The organism is Collimonas rhizosphaerae (genome assembly GCF_038896935.1).
Classification (GTDB): Bacteria; Pseudomonadota; Gammaproteobacteria; order Burkholderiales; family Burkholderiaceae_D; genus Collimonas; species Collimonas rhizosphaerae.
On record NZ_JBANDC010000011.1, the window covers coordinates 36,385 to 53,750 of the forward strand.

The 17,366-nt window shown below is 61.2% G+C and carries 16 protein-coding genes; 10 read left to right on the forward strand and 6 right to left on the reverse strand.

Going from position 1 to position 17,366, the window contains the following annotated elements:
• Positions 1–9: 9 nt before the first annotated feature.
• From V8G57_RS16315 to V8G57_RS16335, 5 genes are all read right to left on the reverse strand, one after another.
• Positions 10–234 carry a hypothetical protein gene (locus V8G57_RS16315; protein WP_342830255.1) on the reverse strand — a complete coding sequence of 75 codons (225 nt, stop codon included), beginning with the start codon at positions 232–234 and terminating at the stop codon, positions 10–12.
• Positions 235–338: 104 nt separating this feature from the next.
• Positions 339–2,234 (reverse strand): S53 family peptidase, encoded by a 1,896-nt coding sequence (locus V8G57_RS16320; RefSeq protein ID WP_342830256.1) that lies wholly within the window; start codon positions 2,232–2,234, stop codon positions 339–341.
• 483 nt (positions 2,235–2,717) lie between these two features.
• Entirely contained in the window at positions 2,718–3,710 is a 993-nt protein-coding gene (locus V8G57_RS16325; protein ID WP_342830257.1) for a DMT family transporter, read from the reverse strand.
• Between the two features lie 129 nt (positions 3,711–3,839).
• A complete protein-coding gene (locus tag V8G57_RS16330) occupies positions 3,840–4,595 on the reverse strand; it encodes a 2OG-Fe dioxygenase family protein (protein ID WP_342830258.1) in 756 nt (251 codons plus the stop codon).
• Positions 4,596–5,834 carry an argininosuccinate synthase-related protein gene (locus V8G57_RS16335; protein WP_092393047.1) on the reverse strand — a complete coding sequence of 413 codons (1,239 nt, stop codon included), beginning with the start codon at positions 5,832–5,834 and terminating at the stop codon, positions 4,596–4,598. It lies immediately after the preceding gene.
• 136 nt (positions 5,835–5,970) lie between these two features.
• Here V8G57_RS16335 and V8G57_RS16340 point away from each other — a divergent pair, with 136 nt between their 5' ends.
• The gene (locus V8G57_RS16340; protein ID WP_342830259.1) at positions 5,971–6,915 is read left to right on the forward strand and encodes a LysR family transcriptional regulator; all 945 of its coding nucleotides are present in this window, start codon (positions 5,971–5,973) and stop codon (positions 6,913–6,915) included.
• Positions 6,916–7,081: 166 nt separating this feature from the next.
• Entirely contained in the window at positions 7,082–7,792 is a 711-nt protein-coding gene (locus V8G57_RS16345) for an N-acetylmuramoyl-L-alanine amidase (protein ID WP_342830260.1), read from the forward strand.
• A 31-nt stretch (positions 7,793–7,823) separates the two neighbouring features.
• On the opposite strand, the gene V8G57_RS16350 is transcribed toward V8G57_RS16345, so the two are convergent.
• Positions 7,824–8,090: a hypothetical protein gene (locus tag V8G57_RS16350; RefSeq protein ID WP_342830261.1), complete on the reverse strand. Its 267-nt coding sequence runs from the start codon at positions 8,088–8,090 to the stop codon at positions 7,824–7,826.
• Positions 8,091–8,172: 82 nt separating this feature from the next.
• Between V8G57_RS16350 and V8G57_RS16355 the strand changes: the two genes are divergently transcribed.
• From V8G57_RS16355 to urtD, 8 genes are all read left to right on the forward strand, one after another.
• Complete coding sequence (locus V8G57_RS16355) at positions 8,173–8,973, forward strand: AraC family transcriptional regulator (RefSeq protein WP_342830262.1); 801 nt, start codon at positions 8,173–8,175, stop codon at positions 8,971–8,973.
• 128 nt (positions 8,974–9,101) lie between these two features.
• Entirely contained in the window at positions 9,102–9,467 is a 366-nt protein-coding gene (locus tag V8G57_RS16360; RefSeq protein WP_342830263.1) for a hypothetical protein, read from the forward strand.
• Positions 9,468–9,518: 51 nt separating this feature from the next.
• The gene (dapA, locus tag V8G57_RS16365) at positions 9,519–10,463 is read left to right on the forward strand and encodes a 4-hydroxy-tetrahydrodipicolinate synthase (protein ID WP_342830264.1); all 945 of its coding nucleotides are present in this window, start codon (positions 9,519–9,521) and stop codon (positions 10,461–10,463) included.
• A 75-nt stretch (positions 10,464–10,538) separates the two neighbouring features.
• Positions 10,539–11,621: a calcium:cation antiporter gene (locus tag V8G57_RS16370; protein ID WP_342830265.1), complete on the forward strand. Its 1,083-nt coding sequence runs from the start codon at positions 10,539–10,541 to the stop codon at positions 11,619–11,621.
• 347 nt (positions 11,622–11,968) lie between these two features.
• Complete coding sequence (urtA, locus tag V8G57_RS16375; RefSeq protein ID WP_342830266.1) at positions 11,969–13,222, forward strand: urea ABC transporter substrate-binding protein; 1,254 nt, start codon at positions 11,969–11,971, stop codon at positions 13,220–13,222.
• 542 nt (positions 13,223–13,764) lie between these two features.
• Positions 13,765–15,369 carry an urea ABC transporter permease subunit UrtB gene (gene urtB, locus V8G57_RS16380; RefSeq protein ID WP_342830267.1) on the forward strand — a complete coding sequence of 535 codons (1,605 nt, stop codon included), beginning with the start codon at positions 13,765–13,767 and terminating at the stop codon, positions 15,367–15,369.
• Entirely contained in the window at positions 15,366–16,505 is a 1,140-nt protein-coding gene (gene urtC, locus V8G57_RS16385; protein ID WP_092393021.1) for an urea ABC transporter permease subunit UrtC, read from the forward strand. The genes urtB and urtC overlap by 4 nt, the downstream gene beginning before the upstream one ends.
• Complete coding sequence (urtD, locus tag V8G57_RS16390) at positions 16,502–17,362, forward strand: urea ABC transporter ATP-binding protein UrtD (protein ID WP_342830269.1); 861 nt, start codon at positions 16,502–16,504, stop codon at positions 17,360–17,362. The genes urtC and urtD overlap by 4 nt, the downstream gene beginning before the upstream one ends.
• The last annotated feature ends 4 nt before the right edge of the window (positions 17,363–17,366 follow it).

Genomic DNA, 17,366 nt, shown 5'->3' on the forward strand with positions numbered 1-17,366 from the left:
GGACGTTTGCTATTTTCCAAATGGATTGATACTCACGGCGTCTTGCGCTTTGGCCGACAAGGCTGGCGCAGCGGCCTGCGCGGCGCCAGATGCCAATCCACCCAGCTCCCCGGCTGCTGCCACGGCCTGGGTCCCGGTTTTCGCTATCGAATCGTCGACCGAGAAAACCGCATAGATGCCGCCGGCGCCCAATGCAAGGGCGGCGACTATCCATCTGAGATTCGATTTGTTCATGTCCGGCTCCGATCGGTACAGGTACTGCCATCTCGTCGCCGGCGCGGACCAAACCAGTCCGCGCCGGCGATTTCAGACATGCTTGCTATAGAAACCTCGGAAGATTAACGTGCAAAATCCGAAGTGTTCTTGACGAAGGTGTTCAGGTTGCCGATGTTCAGGCTGCCGAAACCTGTTGTCGCATCCCAGCCGGCGGCAGCTTTGTAGCCGTACAGACTGCTGGCGCCGTTAGTGCCGGAGGTCACGTCATGCAACAGCGAAGCGTTGGCGGCCACCGGGAAATACTTGTAGAAGCTGGCTGCCGGGAAGCCCAGTGCATTGCTGTTGGCCGATTGCAGGCGAGCCCAGACGCCGGAGAAGATCGGCGCCGCCAAGCTGGTGCCGCCGACTGTTCCGGTCTGGTTGTTGTAGTAGATGGTGGCGCCGCTGGCGCTGGCGGCATCAAATGCGATGTCCGGCAGGCCACGGGTGGTCTTGCCGGCGGCAATCACGCCAGTCTGGTAGCTAGGCGCTGTTTCGTATTTGCTGTAGCCGCCGCCGGTTGCCCACAGGCGCTTGGTGGCGTCGTAGTCGCCTGCGTCGTCGTAGGTGCCGATCGCGCTCAAGCCTTCGTTCCACACGGTTTCGCTGCTGTAGGCGCCGGAGTTGGTGTACAGGGTGGTGCCGCCGACTGCGATCACGTAAGGCGAAGAAGCCGGTTCGCTGACGTCATAGGTCGTTTTGCTTTTCGGCACGCCAGGCGCACCGGAAATCGAACTGACCTGGCAATTGTAAGTGCCTGCATCTCCGGTTGAAATGGAGAATGTCTGGCCTTGCGCCACAGCCTGCTTGAACACGTTGTCGTCAGCTGCCTGGGTGCCGTCGCTATGCGTATCCGATTCGCAGCCGCCGAGCGAGACGTTGATGACCTTGGCCACATTGTCAGTCACCGCACGGTTGTAGGCAGCAGTGATGCCGCTGAAACTCATGTCAGGCGACGCGTAGAAAACCAGCTGCTTGACACCGCCGGATGTGCCGGTGATGGTCTGGCTGTCCAGGTTCCATTCGACCTGGCCGGAAGTATCGCTATAGTCGGCGCCGGCAGGACCGGTTTTCACCACCAAGGTATTGACGGTAGGCAGGCCCTTGGCGGTAGTGAAGGTTTGCAGGTCGGTAATCGTCGGGCTGAGATCGCCTGCCGAGATGATGCCGACCACGGTGTTGGAAGCCGTTGGCGTAGTGCCGACGCTATAGATTGCAGGGAACTGCACCGGACTGTGCGCCGTCGCGACCGGCGTTGCATTGACCGTGACTTTAGCCTGTGCGCTCACGCCTGCTTCAGGAGCCTGCACCCAGCGATGATGGGTCTGGGCGATCGCAACGTTCTGCAAACCCAGCACCGAGCCGACGATGCCGCTCAGCGCCGCAGGCACTTGCGCTGCGTCGGTATTGGCGAACACGTTGCGGCCGCCTTGCTGGAAGCGCTTCAGCGCCGTGCGGAAGCCGGTTTGCACAGTAGCGGCGGTGCCGTCGGCTGTCACCAGCTGGCGATTCGGGGCGACCTGGATGTTGACGAAACCGGACTTGCTCAGATGGGCAAGCACTTTCGCCACATCTTTTTCCGAAGGTGCATATTCCGCGGCAAATTGCGCCGGCGTCAGGAACTTGCCGTAGGAAGCCGTGCCAGGAGTACGCAAGTCTTGCAGGAACTTGTCGAGCTTGGCTTCATTGCGCAAATTCAGGCTGAGCGTCACATGGACCGGCTCGCCTTGCGCCAATTGCACGGCGGATGCGGCTGGGGTAACCACGCTGGCATCGGCTGCCACGCTCTTTTGATTCGCTTGGACTTGCGGCAAGAACGCTTGGGTCTTGGTGGTGACCCAAGCGCTGTTATCCGCCACCGCTGCATAGGAGGTGGCGGACAAAGATGCAAACACCAGGGACAGCGCCAATGACAATGCCGAAGCCTGGGGAATCGCAAAATTTGCTGCTAGTACTTTCGCTGATATTTCCGATTTCATGTGCATATTCCTCTTGAATGGAACAGATAAAAGACGCCGCAGCCCGGCATTGCGATCAGCAATGCAAAGTTGGTCTGGCGCTGGAGTCTGCATCACCGGTCGTGATGCAGTTGCTTAACGGGACGTGGTGTCCGTTAACTGGATGGCCGCAGCGTTAGCGCTGGCGATGCCGGAAGATCGGAAGGAGCCGCGGTCCGCTGCGCAGCATCTGGCGAGCAGCGCGGGCGGATGGAGATTGAATTGAATCCGGTGCAAATCATGAGACTTCCCTCTTGAGGATTAACCACGGCATCGATGACTCTTTTGGAGCGGATGCCGTGTGAAAAATCAACGCTTCACATCTTTTTTTACGATTCAAATCTATCTGTCTTGTGATTCAGAATAAATCAATTATTTCCATATGGCAATATCAATTCAACTGATATTTTCTTCTATCGAACCGCGTATTTCGTTGCTCCCCTGTTTCCGCTCAAACCCTTGTATTCATTGGCTCGAATCAATTCCCGCACCAATGATGGGAGCACTCTCCTGCTTGATATTCCGGGTCGAAAAAACCGCACCGAAATTAAGCATCGAACGCGGCAATGTCGCCCATAAAGTGGCGCCGACAATCAGCGCGCCGCCGACCCAGGACAAGGCGCCGAGTTTCTCGCCGAGCCAGAACGAAGCAAACAGCGCGCCGAATACCGGCTCGCTTCCCATCAGCAGAGAAACCCGCGTAGGGTTGCTGCGCCGCAGTCCATAGTTCTGCGCAAAAAAAGCAAAGATGGTGCAAAACAGCACCAGGTAAACCGTGCACACCCAGAAGCTCGGATCGCTTGGCAGCGGCGGCAAGCCGCCTTGCATGAACAGGCTGGCGACCAGCAGGCAACCGAATCCGACGACGCCGGATTGCACCGCGGTCAGGGTCAGGTTGGACATGTTCTTGTCGATCGTCAGGCGCTTGGTCATGACCATCATGAAGGCGCGCAGCAATGCCGCCGCCAGCATCAGGCCGTCGCCCAGGTTGAAGGTCAGGTTGCTGCCGATGGTCAGCAGCCAGGTGCCGGACAGCGAAACAAAAGCCACCACGAAAGCGCTGACCGGCGGCCGTTGCGCCATCACCAGCCATTCGACGAAAGGCGTAAAGACGACGCACAGGCTGATCAGGAAAGCGGCGTTCGAAGCTTGCGTCAACGCCACACCGAAGGTTTCGCAGATGAAAATGGCAAGCAGGATCAAGCCGAGCGGCACGCCTGCCCGCAACGCAGCCCTGCCTTCCGGCCGGGCCAGCCGGCGCAGGCTGGGCAACAGCAGGAAAAAGGTCATGCAAAAACGGATCGCGACAAAACCCAGCACCGGATAAAACACCAGCGCGTCCTTGGCGACGCCATAGCTGGTGCCCCAGACGATCGCAACCAGCAACAGCAGCAAGTCGGCGAACCAGAGACCTTTGGCAAATGGATTGGGGGACCGGCTGGCAGATGGGATCGTCACTTCGCTTTACTCCGGATAACGCCATCAGCGTTATCAGTTAAGAAAAAAAAACGTTCCGCCTAGGTGGAGGCTGAGCGGAACAAACGGCGGGAGCACCGAGGATATTGGTCAGGGTCGGATCACGCTTGGTTAAACTTGGGTCCTGGTATAGGCGATCACCAGCACATCTCTGAATGCTTCACGCTTGGCTTCATGCGGCAGCACCTTGGTCACGCCGTGCATGGTGCGGGCATCGTCGGCCAGCATCAGGTCCATCGGGTCGGTCAAGGTATAGCGGCACATCAGCTTGCCGGCGACATCGGTAATGTAGGTCTCGCCGCCGACCACGTTATGACGGCGCACCATCATGGTCACGATATAGTCGACGCCGTCGCGGTGCAACCCTTCCGGCGTCGGGTTGCCTGGAACATGGGAGCTGGCGCGTATGCGGTAAGGATGAAGGCGGATATTCCATTTGCCGCTGCCGCCATCGACCCGGTCAAACACTTGCGCCAGGGACAGCAGCAGGCCGGACAGGAAAGGGTTGTCGATAAAGTGCTGCTCAAGCGGTTCAAAATGGCGGGCGACGTCGCCGTTCAATTTATTGATGTAGCTCGGCTGCACGTAAGGCGCGTGCGGCAGCTGCCGCAGCACGCCGTCGGCGCCGTCCAGTTCGAATGCGCTATAGCGGCGGAAGCGGTAGCTGCCGTTGTCGCCCATGTACTTGTCTTGCGGCAGGTTGTTCCAGCAGCTGGCGAATTCATCCCAGGTGCCCGGATCGACATCGCAGGCAGCTTGCACGGCGCGGCCGGACATCACGCTGAATTGCCGCTGGCGCAGCTCGTTGCTGAGATGGTCGATGATGGGCGGCGCGATCCTGATGGGCGCCAAGAGGTCGATTTCCATTTAGTTTTCCTCAGCCAGCAGTTTGCTGGCATCCAGCACCGAACCGGTCGGCACAGACAGCTGCCGGCTGGAACGTTGCGCGGCGATGTCTTTTTCCCAGCTGTCGCGATCGGTCAGGTACAGCGGCGCGTCGGCGCGTATCGCGCAGACGTCGGCAGCGCCGGCGCGCAAGCGGTAGTTGACTGTGCCGCTGACGTACTGCACGGTCTCCAGGATGAAACGGTCGGCGGCGGCGCGCAGCGGGGTGAACCAGCGTCCTTCGATTGCTTCGCGCACCCACAGCTGCTCCATGTGCAGTTTTTCGCGCAGCAGTTCGGCGTCCAGCACTGCGGTTTCGAGATGCCGGTATGCTTCCAGCAGCACCATGGCGGCTGGCGCCTCGCGTACTTCCAGCACTTTCTCGCCCTGTTCCAGGTGCTCCAGGCCGCAATAACGGCCGATGCCGAAGGCGCCGACGCGGCGGTTCAGGCGCGCGATCAGTTCCACCAGCGGCAAAGCTTCGCCGTCGATGGCGACCGGCCGGCCGCCGTCGAAACGGATCGACAGTTCGGTGCTGGCAGGCGCCGGATCGACGGCGGCAGTCCAGTCAAACAGGGATTCCGGCACCCAGAACGATTCCGGATTGTCGAGCGAGCCGGATTCAAATTCGCGGCACCACAGGTTGGCGTCGCCGCTGATGCCGCGCGCCTGGAAGTGAGGCAGGCCGGCAGCGCGCAAGGCTTCGATTTTTTCTTCGCGGGAGATCGCGGTGTATTCGTAAGGCGTACCGTAATAACCGGCGTAGCCCAGCTGCGCAATCGCACCGTTCAGGCGGCGCAGGGTATTTTGCGACTGGTTGGCGGTATGGACCACGGCGTTGCAGCCGAGCCGCAAGGCGGTTTCGACTGCGAAGCGGGCGATGATGGGACGCGACAAGGACGAACTGATCGGATAGATGCCCATGTAGCGGGCATTGGCGCGGATCGCCGGCAGCACGGCATCTTCGGCGAACGCTTGCTGGCCGTCGATCACCAGCAGCTCGGCGCCGAAGTGCGCCGTGATCTGCTGCAGGTCGGCGGCGTTGATGCCCTCGCCTAAGTCCACCGTCAGCGCCGTCACGCGGCAACCGCTATCGACCAGGCATTTCAAGGCATAGGTACTATCCAGTCCACCGCTGAACAAAGTCAGGACATGCTCGCAGTGAGCCGCAACCAGTTTCAGGTCGTCGATGCTGCGTATTCTTTTTAGCGGCTGAATCATGGGAGCTCCGACATTCAAAAACTAGATAGTATGAATAAATCAATAAAAACAATCACCAATGAATGTAATTATGTTTTATTCCAGCAAATACGATAATCTATGTATTCAGAACAACACTTGTGCACGGTGGGAACAAATGGGAGCCAATCGATATATCAAGCTGATGCCGGATATGGCGGTGTTTGTCCGGGTAGTGGAAACCGGCAGCTTTTCGACCGCGGCGCAGGAGCTCGGCATGACGCCCTCGGCGGTGAGCCGCCAGGTATCGCGTCTGGAGCAGGCATTATCTGTCAGATTACTGGAACGCACCACCCGCAAGCTGCGCCTGAGCGAGTCCGGCAGCGAGGCTTACCAGCGCTGCCTGGAGATGGTGGGCGCGGCCAAGGCGGCGATGGAAGTCGCCGACAAGTTCGTGGCGGTGCCGCAGGGACTGCTGCGGGTCGGCATGCCGAAAGCCTTCGGCAAGGGCGTGGTGACGCCGTTGATTCCCAGTTTCCTGGAAAAATATCCGCAAGTCGATGTGCAGCTGATACTCACCGACCGCCACGTCGACCTGATCAACGACGACGCCGACCTGGTGATCCGCATCACCAGCCAGCCGGCCGACGGCCTGGTGGCGCGGCCGCTGATGTCGATCGACCAGGTGCTGTGCGCCACCCCCAGCTACCTGGCCCAGCACGGCACGCCGAAACAGCCGCAAGACCTGTGCAGCCATAGCTGCCTCTATCTTGGCGAAAATCCCGGCGATTCCGACTGGCACTTCATGCGCCAGGGAGAAACCACCATCATCAAGGTGCGCGGCCGTTACGTGGTCAACCACAGCGAAGCTCGCCTGGACGGCGTGCTGCAGAACCTGGGCATCGGCTGCCTGCCCTACTTCATCGTCCGCAACGCGCTTGAGCAAGGGCTGGTCAAAGCCGTGCTCACCGATTGGGAATTCATCGCCGCCTACCAGGGCACGGCTTTCATACAATACCTGCCGACCCGCTACCTGGCGCCCAAAATGCGCGTCTTCATCGACCACCTGGCGACCCACATGGAAGCCGACCTCAAACCGCTGGACCGGCGGCGCCTAGTGTAGTGTTTCACACCTAATGGAGCTTAAGAAATGGTAGATTTTTGTGCCAGGCTAGACGCAAACCGGAGCGATAGTGGGCTATCGCGAGGATTTGCAACGACGCATGGCGCGAAAAGATGCCGTTTATTAAGTTTCATTAGGTGTGAAACACTACACTAGCCTCCGACAAATGAGCAAGGCCGCCATCTGCCGGCGGCTGCTGGCGTTGGCCGGCCTGGTCTGCTGCTACGGCCTGCCGCTTGCCCGCTGCAACGCACAACAAGTCGTGGTCGATACCGGCCACACGACGGAAAAACCCGGCGCCACCGGCCCCGGCGGCAACCGTGAATTCGACCTCAACCGGCAATTCGCCATCGCCTTGGGCAAGGCATTGCAGGCAGAAGGACTGGACGTGGTCGACGTCGCTGCGCAAGGATCGCCGGTTTCCTTACAAGCGCGCACCAAAGCCAGCGCCAAGGCGGCGCTGTTCGTCTCCATCCACCACGATTCGATGCAGCAAGCCTGGCTGGACGCGGGCCGGAGCCGCGAATTCTCCGGCTACGCCCTGTTTGTTGCCGCCAGCAAGCCGCATTATGCGCGCAGCCTGGACTGCGCCAAAAGCATCAGCCTGCGCCTGCAAGACATCGGCGAACACCCTTCGCTCTATCACGCCACGCCCATCCCGGGCGAAAACCGCCCCTTGCTTGACCGCCAGCTGGGGATCCATCGCTTTGACGACCTGGTGGTGCTGAAAACCGCCGAGTCGCCGGCGCTGCTGATCGAAATCGGCGTGCTGGCCAATCCCGACCAGGAACCGCGCCTGGCCTCGCCGCAGTTTGCCGGCAAGGCTGCCCGCGCCGTCGCCGCCGGCATACGGCAGTGTTTGCCGGCGGCGCCATAAGAGCATGCAGCTGGCGGACAGCCGGCAAAATTCAACCCTGCCTGCGGCGGCATTCTTCGACAAAAGCCAGCAAGGCGGGATCGCGCAGCGCGCATACCTCGAACAGGCCGAGTGCATCCAGCGCCGCAAGCGCCTCGGCCATGTGCTGCTCCGCTTCCTGGCGGCGGCCCGGCGCCGCCGACGGATCCAGGAAGGTCCGGGCATTGGCCAGAAAGGCGCCGACAGTGCCCTTGCGCACGACGGTGCCGTTGAAATCGCCGCTATCGAAGTGGTTTGGAAGTAGGTCTTCTGCTCGCATGGTTGTGCTCCATTAAGAAAGGAGCCCCAGTATGCGACGCAAGAAATGGCCTGGCTTGCGTCGTTAAGCCATAATATGTCGCATGCAAGCCAAACCACAAACCCTGCTCGATCCCGCCCGCGCCGACGGCCAAGCCGGACCGCAAGTCATCGCGGTGCATTGCCGCAGCGACGATTTCCGCGCCACGCCGCTCCATAGCCATGCGCGCGGCCAGCTGATCGCTGCGACCGGCGGTTTGCTCAGCATCGATACCGGCGACGAACGGCTGGTGGTGCCGCCCAGCCACGCCGTCTGGATCCCGGGCCATCAGCCGCACAGCCTGCGCTCGCACGGCCCCTTCGACGGCTGGAGCGTTTATGTCGCGCCCGCCGCCTGTGCCGGTCTCCCGCGGCAAGCGCTGGTGCTGCAAGTCTCTGGCCTGCTGCGGGCAGCCGTGTTGCGAGCCGCAAGCTGGTCCGATGCCCTCATGCCCGATGCAATGCAAGCGCGCGTACTGGCCGTCATCCTCGATGAAATCGCCAGCCTGCCGCGCGCAAGACTGGCGTTGCCGCTGCCGGCGGAACGCCGCCTGAAAAAAATCGCCCAGGCCCTGGCCGACAATCCGGCGGACCAGCGCAGCCTGCAGCAATGGGCTGAATGGGCTGCGATTGCGCCCAGGACGTTGAGCCGTCGCTTCGCCGCCGAAACCGGCATGCCGTTTTCCGAATGGCGCCAGCGTGCACGGCTGATGCGCGCCCTGGAACTGCTGATGGCGGGACAGCCGGTGACCGGCATCGCGCTTGATCTCGGGTATGACAGCCTGAGTGCATTCATCGCCATGTTCCGGCGCTCGCTGGGCGTCTCCCCGAGCAAATACCTGTCTGCAAAAAACAGCGTAGCCTGAACCGGCATCGAGCACGGGCAGCGCAGCAGTTTTTACGCCTCGTTTACAAGCCCGCCAGTCCTTTTTAGAGAATCTTTACGTCCCGCCTGCTAACCTGTAGTCACCTAAACGACCAGTAGATACCTTCTATGAATCAGGTAATTCCAGCAGCATGGCGCTTCTCTTCGCTTCCCGCTGCCGTCTCGAAAAAAATCCAGGCCCCTGCCTTGCCCTTCTCTTCGCATTCGTATCGCCAGCCGACTCTCCCGACCCACAAAGATTTCATGATGCGCATCACCGTGGATGCCGCCTCGGTCGCCGAGCTGCGCCGCATCATCGTCGGCACCTGCGGCGACCTGATGATCTACATGCGCGTCAAGCCGGTCGATCACGCCAGCAAGATGAAATTCTGGCTGTGCCTGAGCAAGGGCTCGATCGACGCCGTCATCGGCAACATCATGCGCGCCTTGCCGCAGGCAGAATTCGGCCGCATCACGCCATTGCTGCCGGCATGAGCATGGCTACTGCCCCCACATCATTCCAACCTCTACTGAAAACAGAACATCATGTCCATTTTTGAAGGCATCTGGGTTCCCCTCGTCACGCCTTTCCGCCAGGGCAAGCTTGATCTCTACGGCGCGCAGCAACTGGCCCTGAATCTATCCGCTGCCGGCGTGCATGGCCTGGTGGCATGCGGCACCACCGGCGAAGCCGCCACCCTGAACGAGCATGAACAAGACAAGCTGCTGTGCGGCGTGATGGAAGCGGTGCAAGACCGCTGTCCGGTGGCGATGGGCATCGGCGGCAGCGACACGCGCGCGGTGACCGAGAAAATCGAGCGCCTGAACGCCTTGCGCCCGGCCGCTTTCCTGGTTTCGGCGCCGTCCTATGTGCGGCCGTCGCAAGAAGGCATACGCCTGCATTTCGAAGCGCTGGCCGCAGTCGCCGAGAGCCCGCTGGTCCTGTACAACATCCCGGCCAGGACCGGCGTCAATATCGATGTCGCTACCGTGAGCGCGCTGGAACAGCATGCCAATATCGTGGCGATCAAGGAAAGCAGCGGCAACCTGGCCCAAACCATGGAACTGATCAACCGTACCAGCCTGCGTGTCCTGTGCGGCGACGATTCCTTGCTGTTCAATATGCTCTGCCTGGGCGGGCACGGCGCGATTTCCGCCGCGGCGCACATACGGCCCGACCTGTTTGTGCATTTGTTCGAACTGGTGCGCGCCGCCCAGCTCGGTTCGGCGCGCGCCCTGTTCAAGCAGCTGCTGCCGATGATCCAGCTGCTGTTCTCGGAACCGAATCCTGGTCCGGTAAAGGCAGCGCTGGCCATGCAAGGCCAGATACAGGACGAACTGCGGCTGCCGATGACACGGATGTCAGCGGCGGGCCGGGTCAAGCTGGCCAGGGCGCTGGAAAAACTGATGACGGTGCCGGTTGCCGGCAAGAGCGCGCAGCCGGAATCGGCCGTGCGCGGCAAATCCCGGCTGCTGGGCCTGGTGAGATGAGACGCTCTGTCCTTACCGGCGGCCGATTTCCACGCAATACTTGCAAAAAATGCTTGATGCGTGTCCAATCGCCTTATGAAAATTTCCCCTGCACTCCCCATATGGTCCATTGCCGCTCCGGTCGCCGGCTGGCTCCTGCTCGGCGGCGCGAGCTTTAATCCAGGCGGTTTTTACACGATATTGCTGGTGATCGGCTTGCTCGGCAGCGTGCTGGCGGCGGTGTACCACGCCGAGGTCGTCGCGCACCGGGTCGGCGAACCTTACGGCACGCTGGTGCTGGCGCTGGCGGTGACCCTGATCGAAGTGGCGCTGATCGTCTCGCTGATGCTGGCCGGCGGCGAAGAAACCACGGGCCTGGCGCGCGATACCGTATTTGCCGCCATCATGATCATCCTCAACGGCATCGTCGGCATCTGCCTGCTGGTCGGCGCCAGCCGCCACAAGGAACAGAGTTTCGGCTTGCTGGGCGTGAGCGCTTCGCTGGCGACGCTGGCGGCGATCGCGGTGCTGACGCTGGTGCTGCCCAACTACACCTCGAGCGCCGCGGGCCCGTTCTACAGTCCCAGCCAGCTGGCGTTCATCGCCGTCATCTCGCTGATACTGTACGGCACCTTCGTGCTGGTGCAGACCGTGCGCCATCGCGATTACTTCTTGCCGGAAGAAGCTGTCAACGATGAAGATGTCCACGCGGCGCCGCCATCGGCCAAGGTGGCCGCGCTCAGCGGCGGCTTGCTGCTGATTTGCCTGGGAGCGGTGGTGCTGCTGGCGAAATCGCTGGCGCCGGCCCTGGAAACCGCGGTGGCGAGCGTCGGCGCGCCCAAGACCCTGGTCGGCATCATCATTGCCGCCGTGGTGCTGCTGCCGGAGGGACTGGCCGCGGTGCGCGCGGCGCGCGCCAACCGCCTGCAGACCAGCCTCAACCTGGCGCTGGGTTCGGCGCTGGCCAGCATCGGCCTGACCATTCCGGCGGTTGCCATCGTTTCGCTCACCACCGGCTGGACCCTGTCGCTCGGCCTGGACGTCAAATCCACCGTGCTGCTGCTGCTGTCTTTCATCGTCGCCACGCTGTCGCTCGGCACCGGCCGCACCACGGTCATGCAAGGCACGGTGCACCTGGTGATTTTTGCGGTTTACCTGTTCACCACCATCGTTCCCTGAATCAATCCCGGAACCGGCCAGCCAGTTCCGGGTTTTCCGCACCAACCGGTATCGTTTTTTGCGGCGGCCCCAGGGTCGCCGCATAGCGCAGCACCATGCTGGTGCGCTTATCCTGCACCAAAATCCCCTCTCACCAAATATGGGCGCCGCGCGTCTCGCCGGCGTCAATATTGCTTCAGATTCAAGTCGTTCTCCCCGAATCCGGCGCATGGCGCCGTCCCGCCTCTCTGGCATGCATTCTGCTAATGCCATTGTGTAATCGGCGCATCCCCGCACCAGGTTTGCCGCAGGCTTTCTTTGCTCGTGCTTTTTCTGTTTTTTATCGCTCATAACCGGAGGAGAAATTCATGTCACGTCGCACCCTTCTGAAAGCTACCGCACTCGGCGCTTTCGCCCTGGCCGCCAGCTCCTGGCTGCCGTCTGCATTTGCCGCGGACACCATCAAGGTAGGCATCCTGCATTCGCTGTCGGGCACCATGGCGATCTCTGAAACCTCGCTGAAGGATGTGGCCCTGATGGCGATCGAAGAGATCAACGCCAACGGCGGCGTGATGGGCAAGCAACTGGAGCCGGTGGTGGTCGACCCGGCTTCCAACTGGCCGCTGTTCGCCGAAAAGGCGCGCCAGCTGATTTCGCAGGACAAGGTGTCGGTGGTGTTCGGCTGCTGGACCTCGGTTTCGCGCAAATCGGTGCTGCCGGTCTTCAAGGAACTCAACAGCCTGCTGTTCTATCCGGTGCAGTATGAAGGCGAAGAGCTGGAGAAGAACGTGTTCTACACCGGCGCCGCGCCTAACCAGCAAGCGATCCCGGCCACCGAATACCTGATGTCGAAAGAAGGCGGCGGCGCCAAGCGCTTCGTCCTGCTCGGCACCGACTATGTCTACCCGCGCACCACCAACAAGATCCTGCGCTCCTTCCTGCACAGCAAGGGCGTGAAGGATACGGATATCGACGAAGTCTACACGCCGTTCGGCCACTCCGATTACCAGACCATCGTCGCCAACATCAAGAAATTTTCCGCCGGCGGCAAGACTGCAGTGATCTCGACCATCAACGGCGATTCCAATGTGCCGTTCTACAAGGAACTGGGCAATGCCGGCCTGAAAGCCACGGACGTGCCGGTGGTAGCGTTCTCGGTCGGTGAAGAAGAATTGCGCGGCGTCGACGCCAAGCCGCTGGTCGGCCACCTGGCCGCATGGAATTATTTCGAGTCGGTGAAAAACCCGGTCAACACCGCCTTCATCAAGAAATGGAAAGCCTACGCCGTCGCCAAGAAACTGCCGAACGCCAGCACCGTAGTCACCAACGATCCGATGGAAGCGACCTATGTCGGCATCTACATGTGGAAACAGGCCGTGGAAAAAGCCAAGTCCACCGACACCGACAAAGTGATCGCCGCCATGTCCGGCCAGAAATTCAAGGCCCCGTCTGGCTATGAACTGGAAATGGACGCCACCAACCATCACCTGCACAAGCCGGTAATGATCGGCGAAATCAAGGCTGACGGCCAATTCAACGTAGTCAACAAAACCAAGACCACAATCCGCGCACAGCCTTGGAGCCCGTACATCCCAGGCAACGAAAGCAAGCAAAAACTCTGACCGTAGCGGCATCAAGGCTGTTGGTTTTGACGTTGCTGTTGTAGTTGTTTTTGACGTTGGGGTTGCTTTTGACGTTGGAGTTGCTTTTGACGTTGGAGTTGCTTTTGACGTTGCCGTTGCTTTTGAATTCCGCATTGGGACGTTGCCAAATCCGGCGCGTGCCAGCCGGGAATTGTGGGGGACATGTTTGAGCCGAAGGCGAGTTTGTCCCCCACCCGGCTGGCACGCGCCGGATTTGGGGACCTGACCGAAGGGAAGGCAACGGCTTTGCGGTCGCCTTTCTTTGCTTACTTTTTGGCGCCCGGCTAGGGGCGAAGCAAAGAAAGTGAGCGGCTGCCGGGCCGCCCCCGGCTTGTACCCACGGAGCAGTGAACGTTTTAGATAACACCGAACGAAGGACATCGCACGCCACCGAACGTACTCCGTAGCCCGTTAAATGGGGTCAGAGTAATTTTCGCAAAAGGCGCGAAAAAAAACTCTGACCCCATTTAACTACCGTCCCGTAATGCCAAGGCAGGAAAAATCGGCTCGCAAACAGACTAATGAAAATCTCAAGAAAAATTCTTCTCATTGCAAGTTTGTGCCTGCACACCGCGCTGGCGCACGCCAGGATCGACCCGGCGCTGCTCAAGCCGCTGGCCGGCGACGATCCCGATGCACGCATAGCCGCAGTCAACCAGATCGCCGCACTGGCCAACGACGACGCACTAAAGATCCTGAACGCGCTGAATACCGACGCCCTGTACGCCCGCCCCGACGGCACCATACTGATCGTCGACGACACCCAGGCATTCAACCCAGCCACCGACCAGACCTCGCCCGCACCCGACGACGCCGAAGGCATCAGCGTCAACAACCGCCTGCGCGGCGTAGTGGAAGGCGCCCTGTCCGGCCTGAAACTGTTTTCCGCCAACCGCAACCAGCGCATTGCCGCCGCCACGGAACTGATAAAAACCGCCGACCCGGCGCAAATCCCGCTGATCAGCAAAGCCCTGCACCAGGAAAGCGATCCCGAAATCCAGGCCATCCTGCAACAGGTGATCGCCACCGCCAACCTGCACTCGCCCGAAGCCGCCACCCGCAAGGCCGCGGTGCAAACCCTGGCCGGCAGCACCAACGCCAACCTGCGCCCCGCCCTGCAAAACCTGCTCGACAAGAACCCGGACGGCAGTTATGTCGAGCCGGATCCGGCGGTACGCATCGAAGCAGTGCGCACCCTGGGCGTGCTGGACCGCCACCTGGCGACGGTCGATTTCATCGGCAAGGTGTTCTATGGCATCTCGCTCGGCAGCGTGCTGTTGCTGGCCGCGCTCGGGCTGGCGATCACTTTCGGCCTGATGGGCATCATCAACATGGCGCACGGCGAACTGCTGATGATAGGCGCCTACACCACCTATGTCTGCCAGCTGCTGTTCCGCCAGTATTTCCCGGGCGCGCTGGACGGCTACCTGCTGGTCGCGCTGCCGGCCGCCTTCATCGTCACCGCCGCGGTCGGCATCGTGCTGGAGCGGTTGGTGCTGCGCTGGCTGTACGGCCGGCCGCTGGAAACCCTGCTCTGCACCTGGGGCATCAGCCTGATGCTGATGCAGCTGGTGCGTTCCATCTTCGGCGCCCAGAACGTCGAAGTCGCCAATCCCAGCTGGATGTCGGGCGGCGTCACCGTGCTCGGTTCGCTGGTGCTGTCGTATAACCGCATCGTGATCATTTTCTTCGCGCTGGCCGTGGTGCTGGCGGTGTGGCTGATCCTGAACAAGACCCGGCTCGGCCTGTTCGTGCGGGCGGTCATGCAAAACCGCCGCATGGCGTCCTGCGTCGGCGTCTCGACCGGCAAGATCGACATGATGACTTTCGGCCTCGGCTGCGGCATCGCCGGCCTCGGCGGCGTGGCGCTGTCGCAGCTGGGCAATGTCGGGCCGGACCTGGGCCAGGGCTACATCGTCGACTCCTTCATGGTGGTGGTGCTGGGCGGCGTCGGCCAGCTGGCCGGCACCGTGATCGCCGCGTTCGGCCTGGGCGAAGTCAACAAGTTCCTGGAGCCGGTGGCCGGCGCCGTGCTGGCCAAGATCGCGATCCTGGTCTTCATCATCGTCTTCATTCAAAAACGCCCGCAAGGCCTGTTTGCGCTGAAAGGCAGGAGCGTCGAATGAGCAGCGCAACCCTACCGGTTTCCCAGCAGATCGCCGCCACCAGGACGCCGTTGTTTTCGCGTCCAGCATGGAGCGGGATCATTTTCTGCAGCGTGGTCCTGGCCCTGCTGCCGGTGCTCAACCTGGCCTTCCCTGCCGGCCATGTACTGCACATTTCCGGCTACACGGTAGCCCTGGTCGGCAAGTTCATGTGCTACGCCATGGCGGCGCTGGCGCTCGACCTGGTATGGGGCTACACCGGCATCCTGTCGCTCGGCCACGGCGTATTCTTTGCACTGGGCGGCTACGCCCATGGCATGTACCTGATGCGGGCGATCGGCCGCGACGGCGTCTATCAAAGCAACCTGCCCGACTTCATGGTGTTCCTCGACTGGAAAACCTATCCATGGTTCTGGTCGCTGACCGACCATTTCTGGTACTGCATGGCGCTGGTGGTGCTGGTGCCGGGCGTGCTGGCTTTCGTGTTCGGCTATTTCGCCTTCCGCTCGCGCATCAAGGGCGTGTATTTCTCGATCATCACGCAAGCCATGACCTTCGCCTTCATGCTGCTGTTCTTCCGCAACAACACCGGCTTCGGCGGCAACAACGGCTTCACCGATTTCAAGCGCATCCTGGGTTACTCCATCACGGCGCCGTCGACCAAGGCGGTGCTGTACCTGATCACGCTGGCCTTCCTGCTGGGCGCCCTGCTGCTGTGCCGCTGGATCGTCACCTCCAAGCTCGGCAGGGTTCTGCAGGCAGTGCGCGATTCCGAATCGCGCCTGATGTTCATCGGCTACAACCCGCTCTGGTTCAAGCTGTTCGTGTGGACCTTGTCGGCGGTCCTGTGCGGCATTGCCGGCGCCTTGTACGTGCCGCAAGTCGGCATCATCAATCCGTCCGAGATGTCGCCGGCGAATTCGATCGAAATGGTGATCTGGGCCGCGGTCGGCGGCCGCGGCTCGCTGCTGGGGCCGATCATCGGCGCCTTCTCGGTGAACGGCCTGAAGAGCTGGTTCACCGGCGCCTTCCCCGACCTGTGGCTGTACGCGCTCGGCTTGATTTTCATCCTGGTCACGCTGTTCATGCCGCAGGGGATCCTGGGCCTGGCCGACAAGCTGAAGAGCAAATTCAAGAGTGGCAAGGAGAGCGCATGAGCCAGATCTATAACCCGGCGCAGCCATCCGACAAGGTCGATAACGCCCTGCACGCCGACTACGGCACCTCGTATGCGCGGATCAAGCCGGAAGGCGTCGACACCACCCACGGCGCCATCCTCTACCTGGAAAACATCACGGTTTCCTTCGACGGTTTCAAGGCGCTGAACAACCTGAACCTGGATATTTCGGTGGGCGAACTGCGCTGCATCATCGGCCCCAACGGCGCCGGCAAGACCACCATGATGGATGTCATCACCGGCAAGACCCGGCCCAGCGCCGGCACCGCTTTCTTCGGCCAGAGCATCGACCTGACCAAGCTGACCGAATACGACATCGCCCACGCCGGCATCGGCCGCAAGTTCCAGCGGCCGACGGTGTTCGAACAGCATACCGTGTTCGAGAACCTTGAGCTGGCGATGAAGATGGGCAAGCGCCTGACAGTCCGGACCACCTTGTTTTCGCGGCTGAGCTCGGAACAGGTCGACAAGATCGACGCCTGCCTCAGGCTGATCCGCCTCAACGGCAACGAGCGGCGGCTGGCCGGCCTGCTGTCGCACGGCCAGAAGCAGTGGCTGGAAATCGGCATGCTGCTGATGCAGGAACCGCAGCTGCTGTTGCTGGATGAACCGGTGGCCGGCATGTCGGATGCGGAAACCGCGCGCACTGCGGAACTGCTCAATGAATTGCGCGGCAAGCACTCGATCATGGTAGTCGAACATGACATGGGCTTTGTCGCCGAGATCGCGCAGGAGGGCAAGGTCACCGTGCTGCATGAAGGCTCGGTGCTGGCAGCCGGCAAGATGTCGGAAGTGCAGGCCGATGAGCGCGTGATCGAAGTTTACCTCGGGCGCTAGAAGA

Bases quoted from the DNA above. Each gene is read 5' to 3' on its own strand.
- V8G57_RS16315 (WP_342830255.1), bottom strand. From the start codon at position 234: ATGAACAAATCGAATCTCAGATGGATAGTCGCCGCCCTTGCATTGGGC.
- V8G57_RS16320 (WP_342830256.1), bottom strand. From the start codon at position 2,234: ATGAAATCGGAAATATCAGCGAAAGTACTAGCAGCAAATTTTGCGATT.
- V8G57_RS16330 (WP_342830258.1), bottom strand. From the start codon at position 4,595: ATGGAAATCGACCTCTTGGCGCCCATCAGGATCGCGCCGCCCATCATC.
- V8G57_RS16335 (WP_092393047.1), bottom strand. From the start codon at position 5,834: ATGATTCAGCCGCTAAAAAGAATACGCAGCATCGACGACCTGAAACTG.
- V8G57_RS16340 (WP_342830259.1), top strand. From the start codon at position 5,971: ATGGGAGCCAATCGATATATCAAGCTGATGCCGGATATGGCGGTGTTT.
- V8G57_RS16345 (WP_342830260.1), top strand. From the start codon at position 7,082: ATGAGCAAGGCCGCCATCTGCCGGCGGCTGCTGGCGTTGGCCGGCCTG.
- V8G57_RS16350 (WP_342830261.1), bottom strand. From the start codon at position 8,090: ATGCGAGCAGAAGACCTACTTCCAAACCACTTCGATAGCGGCGATTTC.
- V8G57_RS16355 (WP_342830262.1), top strand. From the start codon at position 8,173: ATGCAAGCCAAACCACAAACCCTGCTCGATCCCGCCCGCGCCGACGGC.
- V8G57_RS16360 (WP_342830263.1), top strand. From the start codon at position 9,102: ATGAATCAGGTAATTCCAGCAGCATGGCGCTTCTCTTCGCTTCCCGCT.
- dapA (WP_342830264.1), top strand. From the start codon at position 9,519: ATGTCCATTTTTGAAGGCATCTGGGTTCCCCTCGTCACGCCTTTCCGC.
- V8G57_RS16370 (WP_342830265.1), top strand. From the start codon at position 10,539: ATGAAAATTTCCCCTGCACTCCCCATATGGTCCATTGCCGCTCCGGTC.
- urtA (WP_342830266.1), top strand. From the start codon at position 11,969: ATGTCACGTCGCACCCTTCTGAAAGCTACCGCACTCGGCGCTTTCGCC.
- urtB (WP_342830267.1), top strand. From the start codon at position 13,765: ATGAAAATCTCAAGAAAAATTCTTCTCATTGCAAGTTTGTGCCTGCAC.
- urtC (WP_092393021.1), top strand. From the start codon at position 15,366: ATGAGCAGCGCAACCCTACCGGTTTCCCAGCAGATCGCCGCCACCAGG.
- urtD (WP_342830269.1), top strand. From the start codon at position 16,502: ATGAGCCAGATCTATAACCCGGCGCAGCCATCCGACAAGGTCGATAAC.